Here is a 19,260-nt window from a genome sequence, read left to right as displayed (position 1 = left end):
GATAAAAAAAGCAGTAGACAAATATTGTCTACTGCATCCATATCATAACTAGCACAAAGAAAACTACAATTGAGGGGGGTGTAGGATTTTCAAATATACTAGATACTTATCCCGTTCTAACGGGCGGTAAACTTTTCAATTATTTGAAAGTGAAAAGTTTACCGCACATAAGAACTTTTGCGGTCATTAAGACAGCACTGTTAAGTAATCAAACACACGCTGTGCTTTTTCTCCACCCATTCGCGCATGTTGAAGAAGGGAAATACCATGTGGGCCAGATGCACGTAATGCTTCTGGTTGTGCTACTAAAATAGCTTGTACAACTTCTAACTCTCCAAGCATAGCTGCAGCAAAAATATCCATGCGAGCACCCTTTTCCAGTAAATAAAGAGCAATATCTTTACGACCTACATGCGCAGCTGCTCCTAAGGCACTTTCCCAATCTGATCCGCCCCAATTGTAAGAGGCATGAAGTAAGCTTGGCGATTCAACCAACAGTTCCTGTACTTTTTCTAAATTTCCGTGAGCTGCCATAACAAATTCTCTTACTAACTCAGTGGTAATACGCTCTTCTGTATGCATCGCTCTTCTCCTTTTTTTGAAATTCGTTTCGGTGTAAAAAATGGTTTGTCACTTCCTTGAAAAATATCCACTTCTATACCAAATACATATTGAAACATTTCATGACATAATACTTCTTCTGGTACACCGTCATACTGAATCTTCCCTCGCTTTAATACGAGTAAACGATCACTATATTGAGTAGCTTGGTTAATGTCATGTAAAACCATTACAATTGTCATACCAAACTCCTCATTTAATCGTTTCACAAGTTCCATTACTTCCAACTGATGAACGATATCTAAAAAAGTTGTTGGCTCATCTAATAATAAAACATTCGTGCGTTGTGCTAGCGTCATTGCAATCCAAGCACGCTGCCTTTCTCCTCCTGATAAAGATTGTAAAAGACGATATTCATACCCTTCAAGATTTGTAACAGACAATGCCCAATTAACAATTTCTTCATCTTCTTTATTTAAGCGAACACTCCATGATTTATGGGGGCCTCTTCCAAATTCAATTAATTCTTTCACTGTTAAATCTAATTGATGATCATGCATTTGTGGTAACATCGCTAATTGCTTCGCTACATCGGCACTCTTCATCGTATGAATATTTTTCCCATCTAAAATGATTTCCCCTTCGCTTTGTTTAAGTAGCCTTGCCATTAAACGAAGCAAAGTAGATTTCCCCGATCCATTCGGTCCAATTAAACTAACAACTTCTCCAGCTTTAATATGTACATTCATATTTTGCATTTGAAATCTTTCAGAATGTGCGTAAAACACTTTTTCAACGGAAATCACGTTGTTTTCCTCCTCTATGAATTAAATATAAGAAGAACGGACCACCTAAGAAGGATAATAAAATACCAACAGGCAATTCGATTGGATCGAACCAACTTCGAGCTATCGCATCCGCAAAAACAAGTAATACCCCGCCGCCAAGACATGATAGAGGCAGCAAATATTTATAATCATTTCCAACTAATAAACGTAGCATATGCGGTACAACAAGACCGACAAACCCAATAAGTCCAGAAACACTAACTGCTATTCCAGCTAATAATGTACTTACTACGATTAAATAAAAACGACTTTTTTCCACGTTATGTCCTAATAACTTTGCCATTTCATCTCCAAGCATTAATACTCGAATATGCTTAATACCAAAGAAGGCTAATATAATAGCAAATATCGCATAATAAATAATCATATTTAAATGTGCCCAGCTTACACCACCAATGCCACCAGCTAACCACGGTAAAACAGATTGTACTTTGTCACTATGTAATAACATTAATGCTGACGTTGCTGCACCAATCAATGCATTAATCGACACACCTACTAAGACAATTCTTGAAGGTGGTGCCCCTTTTTGCCATGATAAAGCATAGATGACCATTGCTGTGATGAAAGCTCCTAAAAACGCCCCTAGCGGTAAAAAAGCCATGTGCTGAGGAAATAAAATCATAATTATAATTGCTACAAGACCCGCTCCAGATGAAACCCCGATAATACCAGGGTCTGCAAGAGGGTTTCTCATAACCCCTTGCAATAATGCACCTGATGCCGCTAAACACGTTCCTACTATAAATCCAACGAGCACCCTTGGTATACGAAGATCCCATACAATTCGATGAACTATCGAACCTTCATCTTGCATCCCTGTTAGGATGTCTCGTAAAGAAAAGGATAAACTTCCCGCGAAAAGACCGTAAAAAAGACCTAGAATCGTTAATACGACTAAAATAACTGCTATTCCCCATCTTTTTTTCGCAAAAGGATGTTCCTTTTCTCTTACTACTTCATTACTCTCCATACTTATCATTTCCTTACATCTTGTATACTTTTATACATAAAGTCCATAGCTTCTGTTACTTTTGTTCCAGGATTTGATCCAAATAAGTCTGGTGGTAAAATAACTACACGATTTTGTTTTACTGCATCTAAATTTTTCCACGCTTCATTTTTCATCATTTCGCCTTCAAATGCTTTTTTCACGCTATTCGGGTCTCCGTGTGTAATTAAATAAATTACATCTGGATTCGCCTCAATAATACGTTCTACACTTAGCTGTGCATATTGCGGATATTCTTTCATTTCTGGAAAACCAGCTGCAATATTTTTTCCGCCCGTTTTCTCTAAAATGTCACCTGACAGAGATGTTGGTAATGCTGCTAAATAAGTTCCTGGTGCTCCATACACTAGCAATGCTTTCACATCACTCTTTTTCTCATATTTCTTCATTTGATCATTCATTTTTTGATTCAGTTCTTTTGCTTTATCTTCTTTCTTCATTACTGCTCCGTATATTTCAATATTCTTTTGAATATCTTGTACAGAATTTGCAGTAGAAATGACTACTTTCGTCCCTTGACCTTCAACCGTTGGAACATTCTTTTGGAATCCATTGTTAGCAACAAGTACATCTGGCTTTAAGCTAGCAATTTGCTCAAAATTCGGCTGATGTGCATTCCCAATTACTTGCGCTTTCTTTAACTCCTCCGGAAGAGTTAATTTCGTATCTGGACGACCTATAATCTTTCCGCCTAAAGCATGAATAATATCCATATCACCCATACTTAATGTTGCAAAGCTCTCTGGTGTTTTATCGAATGTTACCTTTCTTCCCGAAAGGTCGGTAATTTCGATTTTTTCTTTTCCTTTTTCTGTTTTGGTTGCAGATGCTTTGTCGTTTCCCTTTGCATTGCAACCTATTAATAAGAAAAAAACAGATAAAATCGCTGTAAATAGCGTAATAGACTTTTTCATTCTTCCACCTCTAATTGATAATGATAATCATTAACTACTATTCTACTTTAATTGATAAGGATTATCATTGTCAACAAAAACGCATACATTTTCTTCAAAAAAAACAAAAAGCGCTACAAAAAAATCCTTTCTTTTTGTAGCGCTTTATTTAATACTATTACTCACATTCATTTTCCTCCAACTGGTCACGCATCACTTTTACACGCTGAAAGAAAAAGAACGATAGACTTAAAAATATAACGATGCTCCCCATCATAACAACAAATTGTATCGTTTCTTTTGCTCCATTCGGAATCGATAAGCCAACCATTAACAATGTGCTTACAGCGAGAAGGATCTGTCCGAACCGAGTATAATCTTCTATTTTCCCTTGTAATTCTTTCATCATATTCTCACTCCTCCATTTCACTGTATCATATTCTATGAAACTGAAAGACAAGTAAATGCAGCCATTAGGGGAGATGTTTTCCAAAAGAAAAAGAGCCGCTTAATTGCGACTCTTTCCTATCTATTCCACACCTTTATATGCTTCCATATAAATTTCTTTCAACTCTGAAATGAGCGGTAATTTCGGATTAGCTGTTGTACATTGGTCTTCAAAAGCCCGTTCTGCTAATACTCCAACAACCTCTTCAAATTTCTCTTTATCGACTCCTTGCCCCATAATACTCATATTAATATTCAAGCTTTTTCCAAGCTCAATAATTGCTTGGACAAGTGATTCCACCCCTTCTGCTGCCGAACTTGCTGGAAGCCCGAGCATTCTCGCTATATGTGCATATCTTTCATCTGCCACAAAGTACTCATATTTTGGGAACAATGCGTGTTTTCTTGGCTTAATAGCGTTATAGCGGACTACGTGCGGGATTAGAATGGCATTTGCGCGTCCGTGCGGAATATGGAATTCTGGTCCAATCTTATGTGCTAAGCTGTGATTAATACCGAGGAAAGCATTTGCAAATGCCATCCCTGCAATTGCAGAAGCGTTATGCATTTTTTCTCTTGCTTCTTCATCATTTCCATCTTTATATGCTCTCGGTAAATATTTGAATACGAGATCAATAGCTTTTAATGCTAATCCATCTGTATAGTCATTTGCCATAACAGACACATACGCCTCAATTGCATGTGTTAAAACATCCATACCAGTATCTGCTGTTACATGTGGTGGTACTGTCATTACAAATTGCGGATCAACAATCGCTACATCTGGTGTTAATTCATAATCTGCAAGCGGATACTTTATATTATTTTTCTTATCTGTAATAACCGCAAATGGTGTCACTTCTGACCCTGTTCCTGATGTTGTTGGAATGGCAACAAACTGCGCTTTATTTCCTAATTCCGGATATTTACATGTACGTTTTCTTATATCTAAAAATTTCTGTTTAATGCCATAGAATGATGTTTCTGGATGCTCATAGAATAACCACATCCCTTTTGCCGCATCCATAGCTGAACCGCCACCAAGTGCAATAATTACATCAGGCTTAAAGCTTCTCATCATTTCCGCACCTTTAAAAACAGTTTCATCTGACGGATCTGGCTCGACCTCAAAGAACACTTCAACTTTCACATCATTTGCATGCTTACGTAAATAGTGCGTAACTGTGTCTACATAGCCGTGCTCAACCATTCCTGGATCCGTTACAATAAATGCGCGTGAAATATTAGGCATATTTGCTAAATACGCCGTAGCATGTTTTTCAAAATAAATTTTTGGTGGCAACTTGAACCACTGCATATTCTTTTTTCTATTTGCCAGCCTTTTTATATTTAATAAATGAGTCGCTGTTACGTTTTGAGAAACTGAGTTTTTCCCATATGAACCACAACCCAGTGTAAGCGATGGAATAAACCCATTATATATGTCACCTATTCCGCCTTGTGATGAAGGTGCATTTACAATAAGACGGCAAGCTTTCATACGTAAACCAAATTGTTTTTGTACTTCTTTATTTGTAGAATGAATGACTGCTGAATGCCCTAAACCTCCAAGATTCAACATTTCTTCGCAATATGTAAATCCTTCTTCTAATGAATTCGCTTTTACACAAGCTAATACTGGGCTCAGTTTCTCACGAGATAGTGGATACGCTGCCCCAACTCCTTTAATTTCAGCTACAAGTATTTTTGTATGTTCAGGCACAGTAATCCCAACTAATTCGGCAATATACTGTGCAGATTTCCCTACAATATCACTATTTACTGCACATGTATTTTCATTTATAACGAGCTTTTCTAATTTCTTTCTCTCCTCCTCTGTTACAAAGTAACAATTATTTGCAATCATTTCTGTTTTGACATCATCATAAACTTCTTTATCGATAATGATTGCCTGTTCCGATGCACAAATCATACCGTTATCAAATGTTTTCGATAAAATTAAATCATTAGCAGCTCGTTTTACATGTGCTGATTTCTCTATATAACACGGTACATTACCAGGACCTACACCTAGTGCTGGTTTACCAGTAGAATAAGCCGATTTCACCATACCAGCGCCTCCAGTTGCTAGAACGAGTGCGACACCATCATGGTTCATTAATTGTTTCGTTGCTTCGACAGATGGTCTTTCAATCCATTGAATACAATGCTTTGGCGCACCCGCCTTCACCGCTGCATCATATACTGTTTTGGCGGCTGCAACGGAACAATTTTGTGCAGAAGGATGAAATGCGAAAATAATTGGATTTCTCGTTTTTATCGCGATTAATGCTTTAAACATTGTTGTTGACGTTGGATTCGTTACTGGCGTTACTCCAGCTACTACACCGACTGGTTCCGCAATTTCTATTATTTCTTCATGAGGATCTTCATGAATAACTCCTACCGTTTTATCTTGCTTTATACTATGCCAAATATATTCAGTGGCAAAAATATTTTTTATGCATTTGTCTTCATAGACACCACGGCCTGTTTCTTCAACAGCCAATTTTGCAAGCGACATATGTTGATCAACACCTGCTAGTGCCATTTCATGAACAATGTTGTCAATCTGTTCTTGTGTAAAACTTTCTAATGCTTGTAAAGCTTCTTGACCGTTATTTACTAACGTATCAATCATCTCTTTTACCTCTTGCATTTCATTTACAACTTTCTCTTTGACTACCATGTAAATTTCCTCCTATTCTGTTATCACGGTCTTTATAAGTCCCTATAGGTCATAAGAAGTCCCGATTAGCGAAAAAAAATAGAGTTACCGTCCTACATGAATCCCATTGTTTGTGAAATATTTCACAAGTTTATTCGTGAATAACATTTCATGAATTCAATATACATGAAATCATTTCATTTGTGTATGTCTAATTTGTGAAATATTTCACAAATAAACATAATAAAAATGCACTGCTCCACATTAGCAGTGCATTTTTATTATGCTAGCGCTTGTGCTAAATCTTCAATTAAATCTTCACCATCTTCAATTCCGACAGAGATACGAATTAATGTATCTGTAATTCCTAATTCTTTACGACGATCTGCTGGGATTGATGCATGTGTCATTTGAGATGGGATAGAAATTAAACTTTCGACTGCTCCTAGGCTTTCAGCAAGTGTAAAGTATTGCAGTTTCTCAAGTACTTTATTTAATGTTTCCTCACTATCTACATCAAATGAGATGATAGCACCAAATCCGTTTGCTTGTTCTGTTGCTAATTCATGGTTTTGATGTGATTCAAGGCCTGGATAATATACTTTATTTACTTTTGGATGATTATTTAAGAATTCAGCAATTGCGCGTGAATTCGTTTCATGTTCTTCCATACGAATTCCTAATGTTTTTAAACCGCGAAGTAGTAAGAAGCTATCTTGTGGTCCAAGAATACCTCCCGTTGAGTTTTGTACAAAGTGAAGGTCTTCTGCTAGTTGTGGGCTATTTACCACTACTAGACCTGCAACTACGTCACTATGACCTCCTAAATATTTCGTTGCACTATGAAGTACAATGTCTGCTCCTAAAGAAATCGGCGACTGCCAATATGGCGTCATGAATGTATTATCAATAATTGTTAATAAATCTTTCTCTTTAGCAAGAGTAGATATTTTCTTAATATCAGTAATTTTTAGTAGTGGATTCGTTGGTGTTTCCACATAGATCGCTTTCGTATTTGGACGAATTGCTTCTACAACTTCCTCTAAGTTTGTTGTATCTACAAATGTATGCTCAATACCGAAGCGGTTTAATACTTTCGTAATAACACGATACGTTCCCCCATAAACATCATCTGTTAAAATAACGTGATCACCTTTTGAGAACAACATAATTGTTGCTGTAATAGCAGCCATTCCCGAACCAAATGCAAATCCAGCATGACCGTTTTCTAATACGGCAATCATTTCTTCTAAAGCTGCTCGTGTTGGGTTGCCTGTACGTGAATATTCATATCCTTGATGCTTACCAACTGCTTCTTGTTTATACGTACTTGTTTGATAAATCGGTACGTTTACAGATCCAGTTGAAGGTTCTCCTATGCGAATACCATGAATTAACTTTGTCTTTGCTCTCATTTTTTATTCCCATCCTTTGTATATGTCTTTACTTAAATAGCGCTCACTACTATCAGGAAAAATCGTTACAATATTTGTACCTGGTGTTGCTTTCTCTGCCTCCAGTAAACTTGCATGAAATGCTGCTCCTGAAGAGCTCCCAACTAAAAGTCCTTCTTTTTGCGCTAATTCTTTTACTCGTAAAAATGCATTTCGATCAGAAATCGTATGAATTTCATCAAAATAAGATGTTTTCAAAAATGGTGGAATAAATTCAAGACCAATTCCTTCTGTTTCATGTGAACCAGCTTTACCACCATTTAAAATAGATCCTTCTGGTTCTACAATAACTGTTTTAATATCTATATTTTTTTCTTTCAAATAAGATGCAGTTCCCATGAATGTACCGCCGGTTCCTGCTCCAGCAACAAATATGTTAATCTCTCCATTCAATGCATTCCAAAGTTCAGGACCTAATGTTTTGAAATAAGCACGTGGGTTTGCTTCATTCGCAAACTGACTTGGAGAGTATGAATTCGGTATTTCATTTACTAACTCTTTTGCTTTTGCAATTGCTCCGGTCATTCCTTGCTCAGTCGGTGTATGCACGACTGTTGCGCCTAGCGCTTTCATTAATTCTTGTTTCTCAATACTAAATTTCTCTGGTACACAAACAATAACGCGTAAATCATGTTCTAACGCTGCAAGTGCCAGTCCAATACCAGTATTTCCAGCAGTCGGTTCAATAATTGTTCCACCCTGCGTGACAAGCCCTTTTTCTAGCGCGTCTTCGATTAATTCTCTTCCTAAACGATCCTTAACGCTTCCGCCTGGGTTATAAAATTCAAGCTTCGCAAATAAACGGACCCCTTCTGGAAGTGAAAACCGAGTAATTTCTACAATTGGTGTATGACCAATTAACTCATGAACTCCACGATATACATTCATCGTGTTCTCCCCCTTATTTGCCAATAAAGAAAAGGCAACTGTATGTATTTTCTTTATATGAGACAGTTGCCTTTTTGTTACATTACTTTAACTCTTCTAGTACTTTTACGATAAAGTTTGTAGAATGAAGGGCTGCTTGATCTAAAAATTGATCAAATGAAACATTTGATTCTTTACCAGCAATATCGGAAAGTGCGCGGATGATAACAAACGGAACTTCGTATTGATGGCACACTTGTGCAACAGCTGCCGCTTCCATTTCTACTGCATAAAGATTTTCAAATTTATCACGAATTGCTGCAACGCGGTTCGGATCACTCATAAATGAATCACCTGTTGCAATCATACCTTTTACAACTTGAATATTCTCTTCAGCTTGCATACATTTCTCAGCTAATGCAACTAATGCCTCATCAGCTTTAAATCCAGGTGGCATTCCTGGTACTTGACCATATTCATAGTTAAATGCTGTTACATCTACGTCATGGTGACGAACTTCTGTTGAAATAACTACATCTCCAACATTTAGAGAATGATGGAATCCACCAGCTGAACCAGTATTAATTACTTTTTCAGGCTTATATTTTTCTAATAAAATTGTCGTTGACATCGCTGCATTTACTTTACCAATACCAGACTTTAACAAGATTACTTCATGTCCTGCTAATAGTCCTTTCGTAAATTCACAACCCGCAACCGTTTCTGTTTTTGCTTGTTCTAATTTGTCACGTAAAATACGTACTTCTTCTTCCATTGCTCCAATTACAGCAATTCTCAATCTAATCCCTCTTTCTATTGCTTAGTTGCCTCCATTACCCAAACGAAATGATTTAATCTCGTAAACGTTACATGGAAGCCATTGTTTTCAAATATAGTCTGCATGATTGGAATACGTGTATAGTATTCCGTTTGCAAATCGTTTGCTAACTGGTGAAAACCTCTTTGTTTTGCTGTTTCAACAGTTTTATCATATGCATCTTGATCTGCAAATATCGTATCAGCAAACACTATTTTACCACCTTTGTTTAGCAATTGACTATACTTCGCAACAGCTACATTTTTTTCATCATCTGTTAAATGATGAAATGCATAGGTGCTTACAATGGTATCAACTGAATTCGGAACTTCAAACGAAAGAAAATCACCTTCTGTAATAGAAAATTCCTTTGGCAATTTCTCTTTTGCAATCATGCGCATTTCACGCGACGGTTCTATACCGTAAACTGTACGACCGGCAAGTAATAATTTATTTGTTAAATTGCCAGTACCAACACCAAATTCTAATACGTTACCAAATGACTTGTTAACTACATCCTCTAAAATGTCCTCATAATGGGCGAAAACTTCTTTATATTGTATATCTTCGCCTTGTACGAATGAGTCGTACGTATGAGCCCACTCATCAAATAAACCATTAAATTCTGTGCCCATAAAAATTCCCCTTTTTCTTATCGGTTTTATCAGTATGATATTCCCTCTTTCTAAAAATGTCAATTGAAATGCACATGGTATTTCCTTCTTTTCTTTGTTACACTGTAGTTGATTACATAGGAGAGGGGGCATCTTCATGTCATTTACCTTTGAAATGTTAGAAGATAAAATAGAATTTTTTGAAGCGGGAGACTTAGCTTCCTTAGAAAGAAAAATTAGTGAACAAATTGATAATAATAAAGCACTTATGCTTGAAGTTCATCACATCTCGCATCAAATGGTTATGGATCCCGAAAGCAAAAGACCGTATTACAGCGCGGTTGTTCATTTTAAATTAAAGAAATTACGCTAACTAAAAAAGAGAAGCTCCTAGGAGCTTCTCTTTTTTAGTTTAGAGTTTGAACAAGCACTGGTTTCCAGCCCTCATTTTCTACCCAATCAATATTTACATAATATTTTTTACCTGATTGCTTATCTTGTACGTTGCCGTAAGCTTTATTCTTACCGTTATTTCCGATTCTATGAATAACTAATTGCTCTACCGGAACGTCAATTGCAGCGGAAATCGCTTGATTCATCTCATTCCAATCTGCTGTACCTTTGTTAAACGTCATCGCAGGTGTTGCACCTTGCTCTGTACCTACTGGCTTCCAAGAAGGTTTCGTATAAGCATCTGTTGCCTTTGGCTGTGTTTTTTCAGCTGCCACTTTCTCATTAGCTTTCGCTTCTTCTTCAGCTTTTTGCTTTTCTTCTTCAGCCTTTTGCTTCTCTTCTTCTTCCTTCTTCTTAGCCTCTGCCTTCTCTTGTTCGTCCTTCTTCGTCTCTTCTTTACCTTTAGCTTTCTCAGCTTTATTTTCTTTTGTTGTTTGCTGAGCTACCTTTTTATCATTAGAAGACGCTTGCTCTTTTGTGTCAGGAACGAACAATTGATATGCTACAATAGCTACTGCCACTAATACAATAGCGATTGCAATATTTAAAACACCGTTTTGACGACGTTTTTGTTGTTTCTGTTGGAATCTAGATCCTCCTGCCATTCTTCAAACCTCCATGCAGTTTTTCATACTTGCTATTGTAACATTAAATCTAGAAAGGTTGAACATTTACAATAATATTTTCATGAAATGAAAACATTTCACTATGAATTGCAAGATTACTTTTCATTCTCTAATCGATGGATTTCTTCTACGATATCTTTGAAAATGGATGTGACTTTATTTACACTGCTGTCCGTTTCTATATCAACGACAACTAAAGCATATCTTGGATTTTCATATGGAAAATAACCTGCAAACCAGCGATTGACCTTCATCCCTTTTCCTGTTTGTGCTGTCCCAGATTTTCCAGCGACACTTAGTGGCAACGACCTGAATACTGCTCCTGTTCCTTTCCCTGTTGTTACAACGCCTCTTAATAACTCTTGTAATGTTTTTACTGTTTCATAAGAAAGCTGTTTTCCATTTAATTTATGGTTTTCAAATGTAAAAAAGTCACTTCCATTTTTATACACTATTTTTTTAACAGCTTTCACTTCCATTTTTTCTCCATTCCTAGCAATCGTCGCCATCATATTAGCGATTGCTAGAGGTGATATACGTACATCTTTCTGTCCAATTGCTGTTTGCGCTACCGCTTTCTTACTAGTCTTATTTTCCTCACTCCCCCAGATAATAGCACTCTTCTCCTCTGGCATTTGCTCGAAACGCGATGTATGAAATACCGAACCGTTCCAACCAACCTTTCCAACTGCTCCTAAAGCCGCTACGTACGTTTCTAACACCATCTTATCCTTTTGTATTAGCTCGTTACCTAACTGTGAGAATGCCCTGTTACAGCTTCTAGCAAAGCTCCCTTTAAAACTAAGTGTTCCCATCAAAACTTGTGGGTCGTTTTCACCATATAAATCTTTATTACAATTAAATGTGCGATTCAATACATTTATATTTTGATCAATCGCTGCCGCTGCAACTACTGTTTTAAAGACAGAACCAGGAAAATGCGGTGTTAACATTTGATTTTCAAGTGTAGCTTTATATAATCTTTCGTTTTTAACCTGTAAAGATGGTTTGCTAACCATCGCTAGTATTTCATTTGTTTTTACATCAAGTAATACTAATCCCCCCTTCTTTATTTCACTTTTTTCAATTGTCTCTTCTGCTTCTTGCTGCAACTCTTTATGTAAAGTAGTTTGAATTGTAACTGGATAAAATGGATTTCCTGGCGAAGTGTATTTCGCCTGTTTTCCAAAAATCGGTTCTCCTTGCCGGTCCACTTGATACAATACTTTTGCCTCTCCATCAGTTAATAAAAATTCATCAAAAGATTGCTGTAATCCCGAAATACCAATTGGCGTTTGTTTTGAAATTTTTTCTACTTCTCCATATCGCTTTTGGAATTCTCGTTCATTCTCCCCCACTTCACCCACTAAATGATTTGTCCCTCCAGTTTGTTTTAATCGAACTTCAGCCGCTACAATGCCCAATACATTTAATTGATTAATCTTCTCCATCTGCTCTCGTACTAAAGGAAATGGCTCATTTCCTCTTTGGAGTATAAATGCATTTTTTTTATCTTTCATTTGTATTTTGATCTCTTGTCTCGACACACCAATGATATGCGCAATTTTCTTTAACATGTCATTTTTTATTTGTAAAAAAGGAAAAATAATTAAAACTGGGTATTTCTCTTCACCAATTTCTTTATCATTCCGATCTGTAAAATGTCCTCTTCCATTATCTACTGTAAGTGATTGTGTTCGTTGCGTAACGCTTCTTTCGATTAAATTGATATTTCGATCAGTAAAAGATTCAGTATCTATAATCTGTATTTGGAGTAAACGACAAAGTAATAAAAACATCACACATATAAAACAAATTAAAACAACTGTAATTCTCCGTCTTATTTTCATAAAAAAACACCTCGTCTATTATAGTTTGGACGAGGTGTTTAACCTTTTATACAAATAAAAAAACCACTCGTTTTTACACGAGTGATTTTTATTATTTAACAGAGATAATCTCTACTTGCATTTCTCCGCCTGGCGTTTGAATTGCTACCTTCTCACCAATTTGCTTACCTAATAAGCTCTTTGCGATTGGAGAATCGTTAGAAATTCTTCCTTCGAATGGGTCAGCTTCCGCGCTACCTACGATTGTGTAAGCTTCTTCATCTCCATTTGGTAATTCTTTAAATGTTACTGTTTTACCTAATGTAACGACAGTAGATTCTTCGCCATTATCTTCGATGATAACTGCGTTACGAATCATGTTTTCTAATTGTGTAATACGTCCTTCTACGAACGCTTGCTCATCTTTCGCTGCATCGTACTCAGAGTTCTCAGAAAGATCGCCGAAGCTACGCGCGATTTTAATACGCTCTACTACTTCTTTACGTCTTACTGTTTTTAATTGCTCAACTTCGTTCTCTAATTTTTGCTTACCCTCTTGCGTCATAGGGTATGTTTTTTCTGTTGACATATTTTCCACTCCTTTTATATACCAATCCCCCGAAAAAAGAGGAGTTCCATATGAAAACTCCTCCGCTTCCATTGTTAGCGGAGGTTTCTAGTACCCTTGCACTAGCGGAGTTGTCACATACAACCCCGTGTTTCCAATTCTTCTTTTAAAGAAGATATGTATGGAAAGTTGATATAAATATGCCCTCACCTATATATAGATGAGGTTGCATGCTTCATTGTATTCGATAGGAAGGGAAAAAATCCCTTCCTATCGTATATCTTTTACTATGCTATTACAAATTTACTTTTTGTTCAAGAATTGTTGCAATTTTTGTCACCATAATATCAATTGCAACATGGTTTTGTCCACCTTCAGGGATAATAATATCCGCAAATTTCTTAGAAGGCTCAATAAATTGATTGTGCATTGGACGCACAACAGTTACGTATTGATCAATAACTGAATCCATCGTACGACCGCGCTCTTTAATATCACGCTGCATGCGGCGCAGGATACGAAGATCTGCATCTGTATCAACGAATAACTTAATGTCCATCAACTCACAAAGACGTGGGTCTTCTAAAATAAGAATTCCTTCTAAAATGATTACATCTTTCGGCTCAACTGGAATAATTTCTTCTGAACGCGTATGCAATGTATAGTCATATACAGGCTTATCAATTTGCTCATATGCAAGCAACTGCTGCAAATGTTCAATTAACAGATCATTATCAAACGCAAGCGGATGATCATAATTTGTTTTTAAACGCTCTTCCATCGGTAAATGGCTTTGATCTTTGTAATAATAATCTTGCTCCAAGATTAAAATGGAATGACCTTTAAAATGGTCAAAAATCGCTTTCGTTACACTTGTTTTTCCTGATCCTGAACCACCAGCGATTCCAATTACAACAGGCTTATTCGTCCCCATTCGACTACCACTCTTTCTTATTGAAGTATGTTTTTGCGCATCATATTATTCACATACACTGGTTGATCCACTTTGAATTTCACGATTTGCAACGGATGTCTCGCTGCATCTAATTCGTTTCCATCCTCATCCCAAATTTTCTCCACCGTCTGCGTAAAGTTTTCTATTTCTGGTCCAAAGAACTCCACTTCATGTCCTGGTTTGAAGTGATTACGTTGCTCAAGCGTTACGATGCCCGTTTCTTCATTATAATCTAACACTAAACCAGCAAAATCATACGTTGTTTTCTTACTATGATTTCCAAACATTTGCTCTTGATGTCCTGGAACCCCTTCAAAGAATGCAGGAGCTGTATCACGATTTGCACATTTATCAAGCTCATCTAACCATTCTTGTTTAAACTCAAAGTTATCCGGATCCGCACAATACGCATCAATTACTTTGCGATATACAGTTGCTACAGTCGCTACGTAATGGATAGATTTCATACGTCCTTCAACTTTTAAGCTATCAATTCCAATTTCAATCATTTTCGGAATTGACAAGATTAAATTTAAATCTTTTGGACTCATCGCAAAGTGAGCATCTTCTTCTTGGAATAAAGGAAGCTCTTTTGCATCTTTATGTTGTGATACCGTTTGAACTAAGTCATAGTCCCAGCGACAAGATTGACAACAACCACCACGGTTAGAGTCACGCGCTGTCATATGGTTACTTAATGTACATCTTCCTGAATATGCGATACACATTGCACCATGGACGAATGCTTCAATTTCAATGTCCACTTTGTCTTTAATTTCTTTCATTTCTTCATAGCTTGCTTCACGAGCTAATACAAGACGATGTAAACCTTCTTCTTTCCAATACTGTGCTGCCTTCCAGTTGGATAGCGATTGTTGTGTACTTAAATGCACCTCAACAGAAGGCGCTACACGTTTACACGTCTCAATAATAAGCGGATCTGCAACGATAATTCCCGTTACACCAGCTTTTTCAATCCCTTTTAAATATTCCTCTAGCCCGTCCATATTTTCATTATGTGCGAAAATATTTGTTGTTACGTATATTTTCGCTCCATATTTCTTTGCAAATTCAACGCCTTCTGCCATATCTTCTAGCGTAAAGTTACCTGCATTAGAACGAAGACCAAATTCTTGTCCACCTAAATATACAGCATCTGCCCCATAATGGATAGCTACTTTTAATTTTTCTAAGTTACCCGCAGGGATTAACAGTTCAGGTTTCTTCACAATAACGCGCTTGCCATCGATCACTCGTGAAATTTCTTGTACAGTCATTTCCTACACCCTCCTCGTTTAGTAAACCGTTTCTTTAAAGAAGAATCCTGTATCTAATGGACGATTTACTGGTTGCATCTCTTCTATTTCTTTATATAGATCATCTTTCACGTCATAATACGCATCACGATCTTCCACACACAAATCAATCGCTTGACGATATTTCTTCGTTACTTCAATAATGTATTCAGAGCTTTTTAGTACACCATCGATTTTTAAACTATCAACTTCAGCCTCGATTAGTTCCTCTAATTCATCGATGAAACAAATATCATTCGGACTCATAATGTGAGTACCATTTTCATCTTCATAAATTGGATATTTATTGTTACGCTCTGGGTCATACAAGAACATATTCTCTTCATATTTTTTCTTTTCAATGTCAAGATTACGTCCTTGATACTCAAAGTAGTTTCCTACTAACGAACGCTTTGATTGGAACATACAAGTCATACCGTGAATTTGCACTTCAAGTTCCACTTCAGCATTTTCTTTTAAATCAACAATTTCATCTAAGCTAAGCTCACGAGCTAATACAGCACGCTTCGCTCCTCTTTGACCCCAGTAGTTACAAGTGAACCAATTTGTTGCTGTCGTTTCTGTATTCCAGTGCAGTTGCATATTTGGTGCTACTTCGCGAACAGCCATTAATACCGCTGGATCTCCGAAGACAATTGCATCTACATGTACTTCGTTTAAAAATGCAACGTAATCTGTTAATTCTTCTACTTTATCATTATGGAACATAGCATTCATTGCTACGTATACTTTCACACCATTTTCATGTGCAATTTTAACAGATTTTTTTACATCTTCACGTGAAAATTCCCCTGCTAAACGTAAACCAAACTTTTGTTCACCGATCATTACTGCATCTGCTCCTGCTTTCGCAAGAGGTTCGATATCCGCCACCGCTCTTGGCGTTACTAACAATTCAGGTTTCTTCATACCTTGGTCACCCTCTCTTTTTACTAACAGCTACTCCATCTCCAATTGGGAAAATCGTTGTATCATATCCTTCATGGTTCATAAGCCATTCATTGTACGTCTTAATACGACGGATTAAACCACGTGTACGTCTATTTTCAATTTTCTCTTTTGTCGTTACAAGACCATGGTACATAACATTATCTGAAATAATTACGCCACCAGGGTTTAATAACGGTTCATATAAGTCAAAAAAGCGACGATATTGTCCTTTTGCTGCATCAATAAAAATAACGTCAAATGTTCCGTGTTCTTTTACTTGTTCACCCGTCTCTAACGCATCACCGTATATAACTGAAATACGTTCTTTTACTGGGGAACGTTCTATATATTCAAGTGCTTTTTCATATCGTTCACGATTGCGCTCAACTGTCACAATACGTGAATTTGGAATAGCTTGCATCATACGAATACTAGAATAGCCAATTGCTGTACCAAGCTCTAAAATGCTTTTCGGTCCAATTAAACGTAAAAATTGCAGCATAAATTCCATTCCAAGTCGATCCATAATCGGCACATGATTTTCTGTTGCATATTCTTCCATTTCAAGAATTAATTTATCTTTTGGATCAATAAATGATAATAGGTACTCGTTAACTGCATCCTCCATAAATGGTCCTCCTTATTTACATGGAGAAGTGCCTCTATGACGTCTTTTCACACATAGAATGCAATAAAAATACAAGCCAGCTTTACCCTTAGCTTGTACGTCCCGTTTTGATATTAAAAACGATTCTTCTGCCAGTTTTTAACCCGATATATTTTACCACAAAAAAGAGGGATGTGCGACCTTTTTCGCTATCCCTCCCCATTTCACTGTTTTTTCGTAATATATTTTTGCTTTAATGCATTATGCTCTTCTAATGTTTTCGCATAGTACACTTCACCACTTGGTGCAGCTAAGAAATAATAATAATCTGTTTGCGCAGGTTCTAACGCAGCTTCCACTGAATGTTTACCAGAGTTCGCAATCGGTCCAACTGGTAATCCTTTTACAACATACGTATTATACGGTGAATTCACCTTTAAATCCTCGTATAATACACGTTGCTTATGCTTTCCAAGCGCATATAATACCGTTGGATCTGTTTGAAGCGGCATACCTTTTGCTAAACGATTATAAAAGACACTAGAGATCTTTTGACGATCTGTAAAACCAGTTGCCTCTTCTTCAATAAGTGAAGATAGTGTTAAAAGCTGATGAACATCCCAATTCTTCGCTTTCATTTTCGCCTCATTTTGAACAATGATTGCATTTGTTTTCTCAAGCATTGGAATTACAATTTCTTCTAACGTCGTATCTTTCTTATAAAACGAATACGTTGCAGGATATAAATAACCTTCTAATGGGTATTTAATATTACTATCAAAGATTTTATCCGTTAATAACTTCGGATACTTTTGCTGCATTTTTTGAATAAATGCTTTATCGTTTAATTGACGCGTAACATCATCTTTATTCCACTTTAATTCACTCGCAACCGTTTCTGCAATTTCAGTTACTTGCGCTCCTTCTTTTATCGTCACTTTATACAGAGCTGGACGATGTACATTACCAGATGACATTTGTTCAATGACATCTGAGGCACTCATTGAAGGATTTAATAAATATGTACCAGCTTGTAAGTTTTTTGATTTAGCCTTTGTATAAAAGCTAAAAACTGTACCGTTTTTCACAGCACCCTTTTCTTCTAAAATTTCACCAATCTTACTAGTAGATGATCCTTTCGGAATTTCTACTTCAATCTCTTTTTTATTCCCGCTATCAACTGGTCCTAATGCCGATGAAATATACGCATAGACTGAACCACAAACTAAAAGCAGTGCAATAATCGAAAATAAAAAAATGCGTCTACGCTTCTTTTTCACTTGATTCTCTATCAAAACTCTTCCTCCTTATTCAATTGTAGGCCATATGTACGTCTTTCTATACAACACGATGAAAAATCACAATAAACTTACCTATCATTTTTTGACAGATATTTTATTTTTCTACAATCCGTCTCATTATACTACAAAGGATTACACAGTTTCGACAAAAAATCTTTCATTTTACATATAAAAAAAGATGGACTATATATCGTCCATCTTCTCAGTACTTATTATTCAGCTTCTTGCTCATCAGCTAGAGTGTTGAACATTTCTTGTACCATTTCCCACTCTTCTTCAGATTCGATTGGAAGTAAAGTTCCGCCCTCTTCTTCATTTTGCTCATAAGCCATTGCATCATAAATTTGGTCTCCATCTTCGTCTACTTCACCGATTGGAGAGAAGACTACATATGATTTTTTGCCAAATTTTTCAGCATCAAAAGTGAAAACAATCTCACATAAATGTTCGTTACCTTTTTCGTCTACAATTGTAATTTGATTTTCTTCCATTTT

The 19,260-nt window shown here is 36.6% G+C and carries 20 protein-coding genes; 1 reads left to right on the top strand and 19 read right to left on the bottom strand.

Features of this window, described 5'->3' with window-relative positions; genetic code table 11:
* Positions 1 to 186: 186 nt before the first annotated feature.
* The 10 genes from ACS2MN_RS18440 to ACS2MN_RS18395 all read right to left on the bottom strand — a co-directional run bounded on the left by ACS2MN_RS18440 (position 187) and on the right by ACS2MN_RS18395 (position 10,202).
* Positions 187 to 582, bottom strand: a complete 396-nt coding sequence (locus tag ACS2MN_RS18440) for an ankyrin repeat domain-containing protein (RefSeq protein ID WP_000556700.1) — start codon at positions 580 to 582, stop codon at positions 187 to 189.
* The gene (locus ACS2MN_RS18435) at positions 549 to 1,367 is read right to left on the bottom strand and encodes an ABC transporter ATP-binding protein (protein WP_000626362.1); all 819 of its coding nucleotides are present in this window, start codon (positions 1,365 to 1,367) and stop codon (positions 549 to 551) included. Before ACS2MN_RS18435 ends, ACS2MN_RS18440 begins: the two co-directional genes overlap by 34 nt.
* Positions 1,354 to 2,382, bottom strand: a complete 1,029-nt coding sequence (locus ACS2MN_RS18430) for a FecCD family ABC transporter permease (protein WP_000445394.1) — start codon at positions 2,380 to 2,382, stop codon at positions 1,354 to 1,356. The genes ACS2MN_RS18435 and ACS2MN_RS18430 overlap by 14 nt, the downstream gene beginning before the upstream one ends.
* 5 nt (positions 2,383 to 2,387) lie before the next feature.
* A complete protein-coding gene (locus tag ACS2MN_RS18425) occupies positions 2,388 to 3,335 on the bottom strand; it encodes an ABC transporter substrate-binding protein (protein ID WP_000748487.1) in 948 nt (315 codons plus the stop codon).
* 157 nt (positions 3,336 to 3,492) lie between these two features.
* Entirely contained in the window at positions 3,493 to 3,720 is a 228-nt protein-coding gene (locus ACS2MN_RS18420) for a YrhC family protein (protein WP_043323140.1), read from the bottom strand.
* Between the two features lie 123 nt (positions 3,721 to 3,843).
* A complete protein-coding gene (gene adhE / locus ACS2MN_RS18415; protein ID WP_346994380.1) occupies positions 3,844 to 6,450 on the bottom strand; it encodes a bifunctional acetaldehyde-CoA/alcohol dehydrogenase in 2,607 nt (868 codons plus the stop codon).
* Between the two features lie 260 nt (positions 6,451 to 6,710).
* The gene (locus ACS2MN_RS18410) at positions 6,711 to 7,844 is read right to left on the bottom strand and encodes a bifunctional cystathionine gamma-lyase/homocysteine desulfhydrase (protein ID WP_001201921.1); all 1,134 of its coding nucleotides are present in this window, start codon (positions 7,842 to 7,844) and stop codon (positions 6,711 to 6,713) included.
* 3 nt (positions 7,845 to 7,847) lie between these two features.
* Positions 7,848 to 8,771 carry an O-acetylserine dependent cystathionine beta-synthase gene (locus ACS2MN_RS18405; RefSeq protein WP_001103866.1) on the bottom strand — a complete coding sequence of 308 codons (924 nt, stop codon included), beginning with the start codon at positions 8,769 to 8,771 and terminating at the stop codon, positions 7,848 to 7,850.
* A gap of 82 nt (positions 8,772 to 8,853) precedes the next feature.
* The gene (mtnN, locus tag ACS2MN_RS18400; RefSeq protein WP_001217044.1) at positions 8,854 to 9,549 is read right to left on the bottom strand and encodes a 5'-methylthioadenosine/S-adenosylhomocysteine nucleosidase; all 696 of its coding nucleotides are present in this window, start codon (positions 9,547 to 9,549) and stop codon (positions 8,854 to 8,856) included.
* Positions 9,550 to 9,563: 14 nt separating this feature from the next.
* The gene (locus ACS2MN_RS18395) at positions 9,564 to 10,202 is read right to left on the bottom strand and encodes a class I SAM-dependent DNA methyltransferase (protein ID WP_000536326.1); all 639 of its coding nucleotides are present in this window, start codon (positions 10,200 to 10,202) and stop codon (positions 9,564 to 9,566) included.
* 136 nt (positions 10,203 to 10,338) lie between these two features.
* On the opposite strand from ACS2MN_RS18395, the gene ACS2MN_RS18390 reads away from it, so the two are divergent.
* Positions 10,339 to 10,554 (top strand): YrzA family protein, encoded by a 216-nt coding sequence (locus ACS2MN_RS18390; RefSeq protein ID WP_000010979.1) that lies wholly within the window; start codon positions 10,339 to 10,341, stop codon positions 10,552 to 10,554.
* A 34-nt stretch (positions 10,555 to 10,588) separates the two neighbouring features.
* On the opposite strand, the gene ACS2MN_RS18385 is transcribed toward ACS2MN_RS18390, so the two are convergent.
* The 9 genes from ACS2MN_RS18385 to ACS2MN_RS18345 all read right to left on the bottom strand — a co-directional run bounded on the left by ACS2MN_RS18385 (position 10,589) and on the right by ACS2MN_RS18345 (position 19,257).
* Positions 10,589 to 11,239, bottom strand: a complete 651-nt coding sequence (locus ACS2MN_RS18385) for a YrrS family protein (protein WP_000897105.1) — start codon at positions 11,237 to 11,239, stop codon at positions 10,589 to 10,591.
* A gap of 116 nt (positions 11,240 to 11,355) precedes the next feature.
* Positions 11,356 to 13,110, bottom strand: a complete 1,755-nt coding sequence (locus tag ACS2MN_RS18380) for a peptidoglycan D,D-transpeptidase FtsI family protein (RefSeq protein ID WP_000702460.1) — start codon at positions 13,108 to 13,110, stop codon at positions 11,356 to 11,358.
* Positions 13,111 to 13,201: 91 nt separating this feature from the next.
* On the bottom strand, positions 13,202 to 13,678 hold the full coding sequence (gene greA / locus ACS2MN_RS18375) for a transcription elongation factor GreA (RefSeq protein WP_000102593.1): 477 nt from the start codon (positions 13,676 to 13,678) through the stop codon (positions 13,202 to 13,204).
* Between the two features lie 274 nt (positions 13,679 to 13,952).
* The gene (udk, locus tag ACS2MN_RS18370) at positions 13,953 to 14,591 is read right to left on the bottom strand and encodes a uridine kinase (protein WP_000537080.1); all 639 of its coding nucleotides are present in this window, start codon (positions 14,589 to 14,591) and stop codon (positions 13,953 to 13,955) included.
* 17 nt (positions 14,592 to 14,608) lie between these two features.
* Complete coding sequence (locus ACS2MN_RS18365; RefSeq protein WP_000217960.1) at positions 14,609 to 15,889, bottom strand: peptidase U32 family protein; 1,281 nt, start codon at positions 15,887 to 15,889, stop codon at positions 14,609 to 14,611.
* A gap of 18 nt (positions 15,890 to 15,907) precedes the next feature.
* Positions 15,908 to 16,837: a peptidase U32 family protein gene (locus ACS2MN_RS18360; RefSeq protein WP_000742797.1), complete on the bottom strand. Its 930-nt coding sequence runs from the start codon at positions 16,835 to 16,837 to the stop codon at positions 15,908 to 15,910.
* 7 nt (positions 16,838 to 16,844) lie between these two features.
* Positions 16,845 to 17,486: an O-methyltransferase gene (locus ACS2MN_RS18355; protein ID WP_000389100.1), complete on the bottom strand. Its 642-nt coding sequence runs from the start codon at positions 17,484 to 17,486 to the stop codon at positions 16,845 to 16,847.
* Positions 17,487 to 17,689: 203 nt separating this feature from the next.
* Positions 17,690 to 18,760: an endolytic transglycosylase MltG gene (gene mltG, locus ACS2MN_RS18350; RefSeq protein WP_000572128.1), complete on the bottom strand. Its 1,071-nt coding sequence runs from the start codon at positions 18,758 to 18,760 to the stop codon at positions 17,690 to 17,692.
* Between the two features lie 218 nt (positions 18,761 to 18,978).
* On the bottom strand, positions 18,979 to 19,257 hold the full coding sequence (locus ACS2MN_RS18345; RefSeq protein WP_000392249.1) for a DUF1292 domain-containing protein: 279 nt from the start codon (positions 19,255 to 19,257) through the stop codon (positions 18,979 to 18,981).
* Between the last annotated feature and the right edge of the window lie 3 nt (positions 19,258 to 19,260).

The sequence above is a fragment of the Bacillus cereus group sp. BceL062 genome, assembly GCF_051780025.1.
Taxonomy (GTDB): domain Bacteria; phylum Bacillota; class Bacilli; order Bacillales; family Bacillaceae_G; genus Bacillus_A; species Bacillus_A toyonensis.
Note: the sequence above shows the minus strand (reverse complement) of the source record. Positions and strands in the feature narration are given on the sequence as shown.

Excerpts from the sequence above, each read along its gene's own strand:
- ACS2MN_RS18395 (WP_000536326.1), bottom strand. The coding sequence starts at position 10,202 with ATGGGCACAGAATTTAATGGTTTATTTGATGAGTGGGCTCATACGTAC.
- ACS2MN_RS18355 (WP_000389100.1), bottom strand. The coding sequence starts at position 17,486 with ATGGAGGATGCAGTTAACGAGTACCTATTATCATTTATTGATCCAAAA.
- ACS2MN_RS18430 (WP_000445394.1), bottom strand. The coding sequence starts at position 2,382 with ATGGAGAGTAATGAAGTAGTAAGAGAAAAGGAACATCCTTTTGCGAAA.
- ACS2MN_RS18425 (WP_000748487.1), bottom strand. The coding sequence starts at position 3,335 with ATGAAAAAGTCTATTACGCTATTTACAGCGATTTTATCTGTTTTTTTC.
- ACS2MN_RS18345 (WP_000392249.1), bottom strand. The coding sequence starts at position 19,257 with ATGGAAGAAAATCAAATTACAATTGTAGACGAAAAAGGTAACGAACAT.
- ACS2MN_RS18440 (WP_000556700.1), bottom strand. The coding sequence starts at position 582 with ATGCATACAGAAGAGCGTATTACCACTGAGTTAGTAAGAGAATTTGTT.
- ACS2MN_RS18420 (WP_043323140.1), bottom strand. The coding sequence starts at position 3,720 with ATGAAAGAATTACAAGGGAAAATAGAAGATTATACTCGGTTCGGACAG.
- ACS2MN_RS18365 (WP_000217960.1), bottom strand. The coding sequence starts at position 15,889 with ATGACTGTACAAGAAATTTCACGAGTGATCGATGGCAAGCGCGTTATT.
- ACS2MN_RS18405 (WP_001103866.1), bottom strand. The coding sequence starts at position 8,771 with ATGAATGTATATCGTGGAGTTCATGAGTTAATTGGTCATACACCAATT.
- ACS2MN_RS18390 (WP_000010979.1), top strand. The coding sequence starts at position 10,339 with ATGTCATTTACCTTTGAAATGTTAGAAGATAAAATAGAATTTTTTGAA.
- adhE (WP_346994380.1), bottom strand. The coding sequence starts at position 6,450 with ATGGTAGTCAAAGAGAAAGTTGTAAATGAAATGCAAGAGGTAAAAGAG.
- ACS2MN_RS18380 (WP_000702460.1), bottom strand. The coding sequence starts at position 13,110 with ATGAAAATAAGACGGAGAATTACAGTTGTTTTAATTTGTTTTATATGT.
- greA (WP_000102593.1), bottom strand. The coding sequence starts at position 13,678 with ATGTCAACAGAAAAAACATACCCTATGACGCAAGAGGGTAAGCAAAAA.
- ACS2MN_RS18385 (WP_000897105.1), bottom strand. The coding sequence starts at position 11,239 with ATGGCAGGAGGATCTAGATTCCAACAGAAACAACAAAAACGTCGTCAA.
- udk (WP_000537080.1), bottom strand. The coding sequence starts at position 14,591 with ATGGGGACGAATAAGCCTGTTGTAATTGGAATCGCTGGTGGTTCAGGA.
- ACS2MN_RS18410 (WP_001201921.1), bottom strand. The coding sequence starts at position 7,844 with ATGAGAGCAAAGACAAAGTTAATTCATGGTATTCGCATAGGAGAACCT.
- ACS2MN_RS18360 (WP_000742797.1), bottom strand. The coding sequence starts at position 16,837 with ATGAAGAAACCTGAATTGTTAGTAACGCCAAGAGCGGTGGCGGATATC.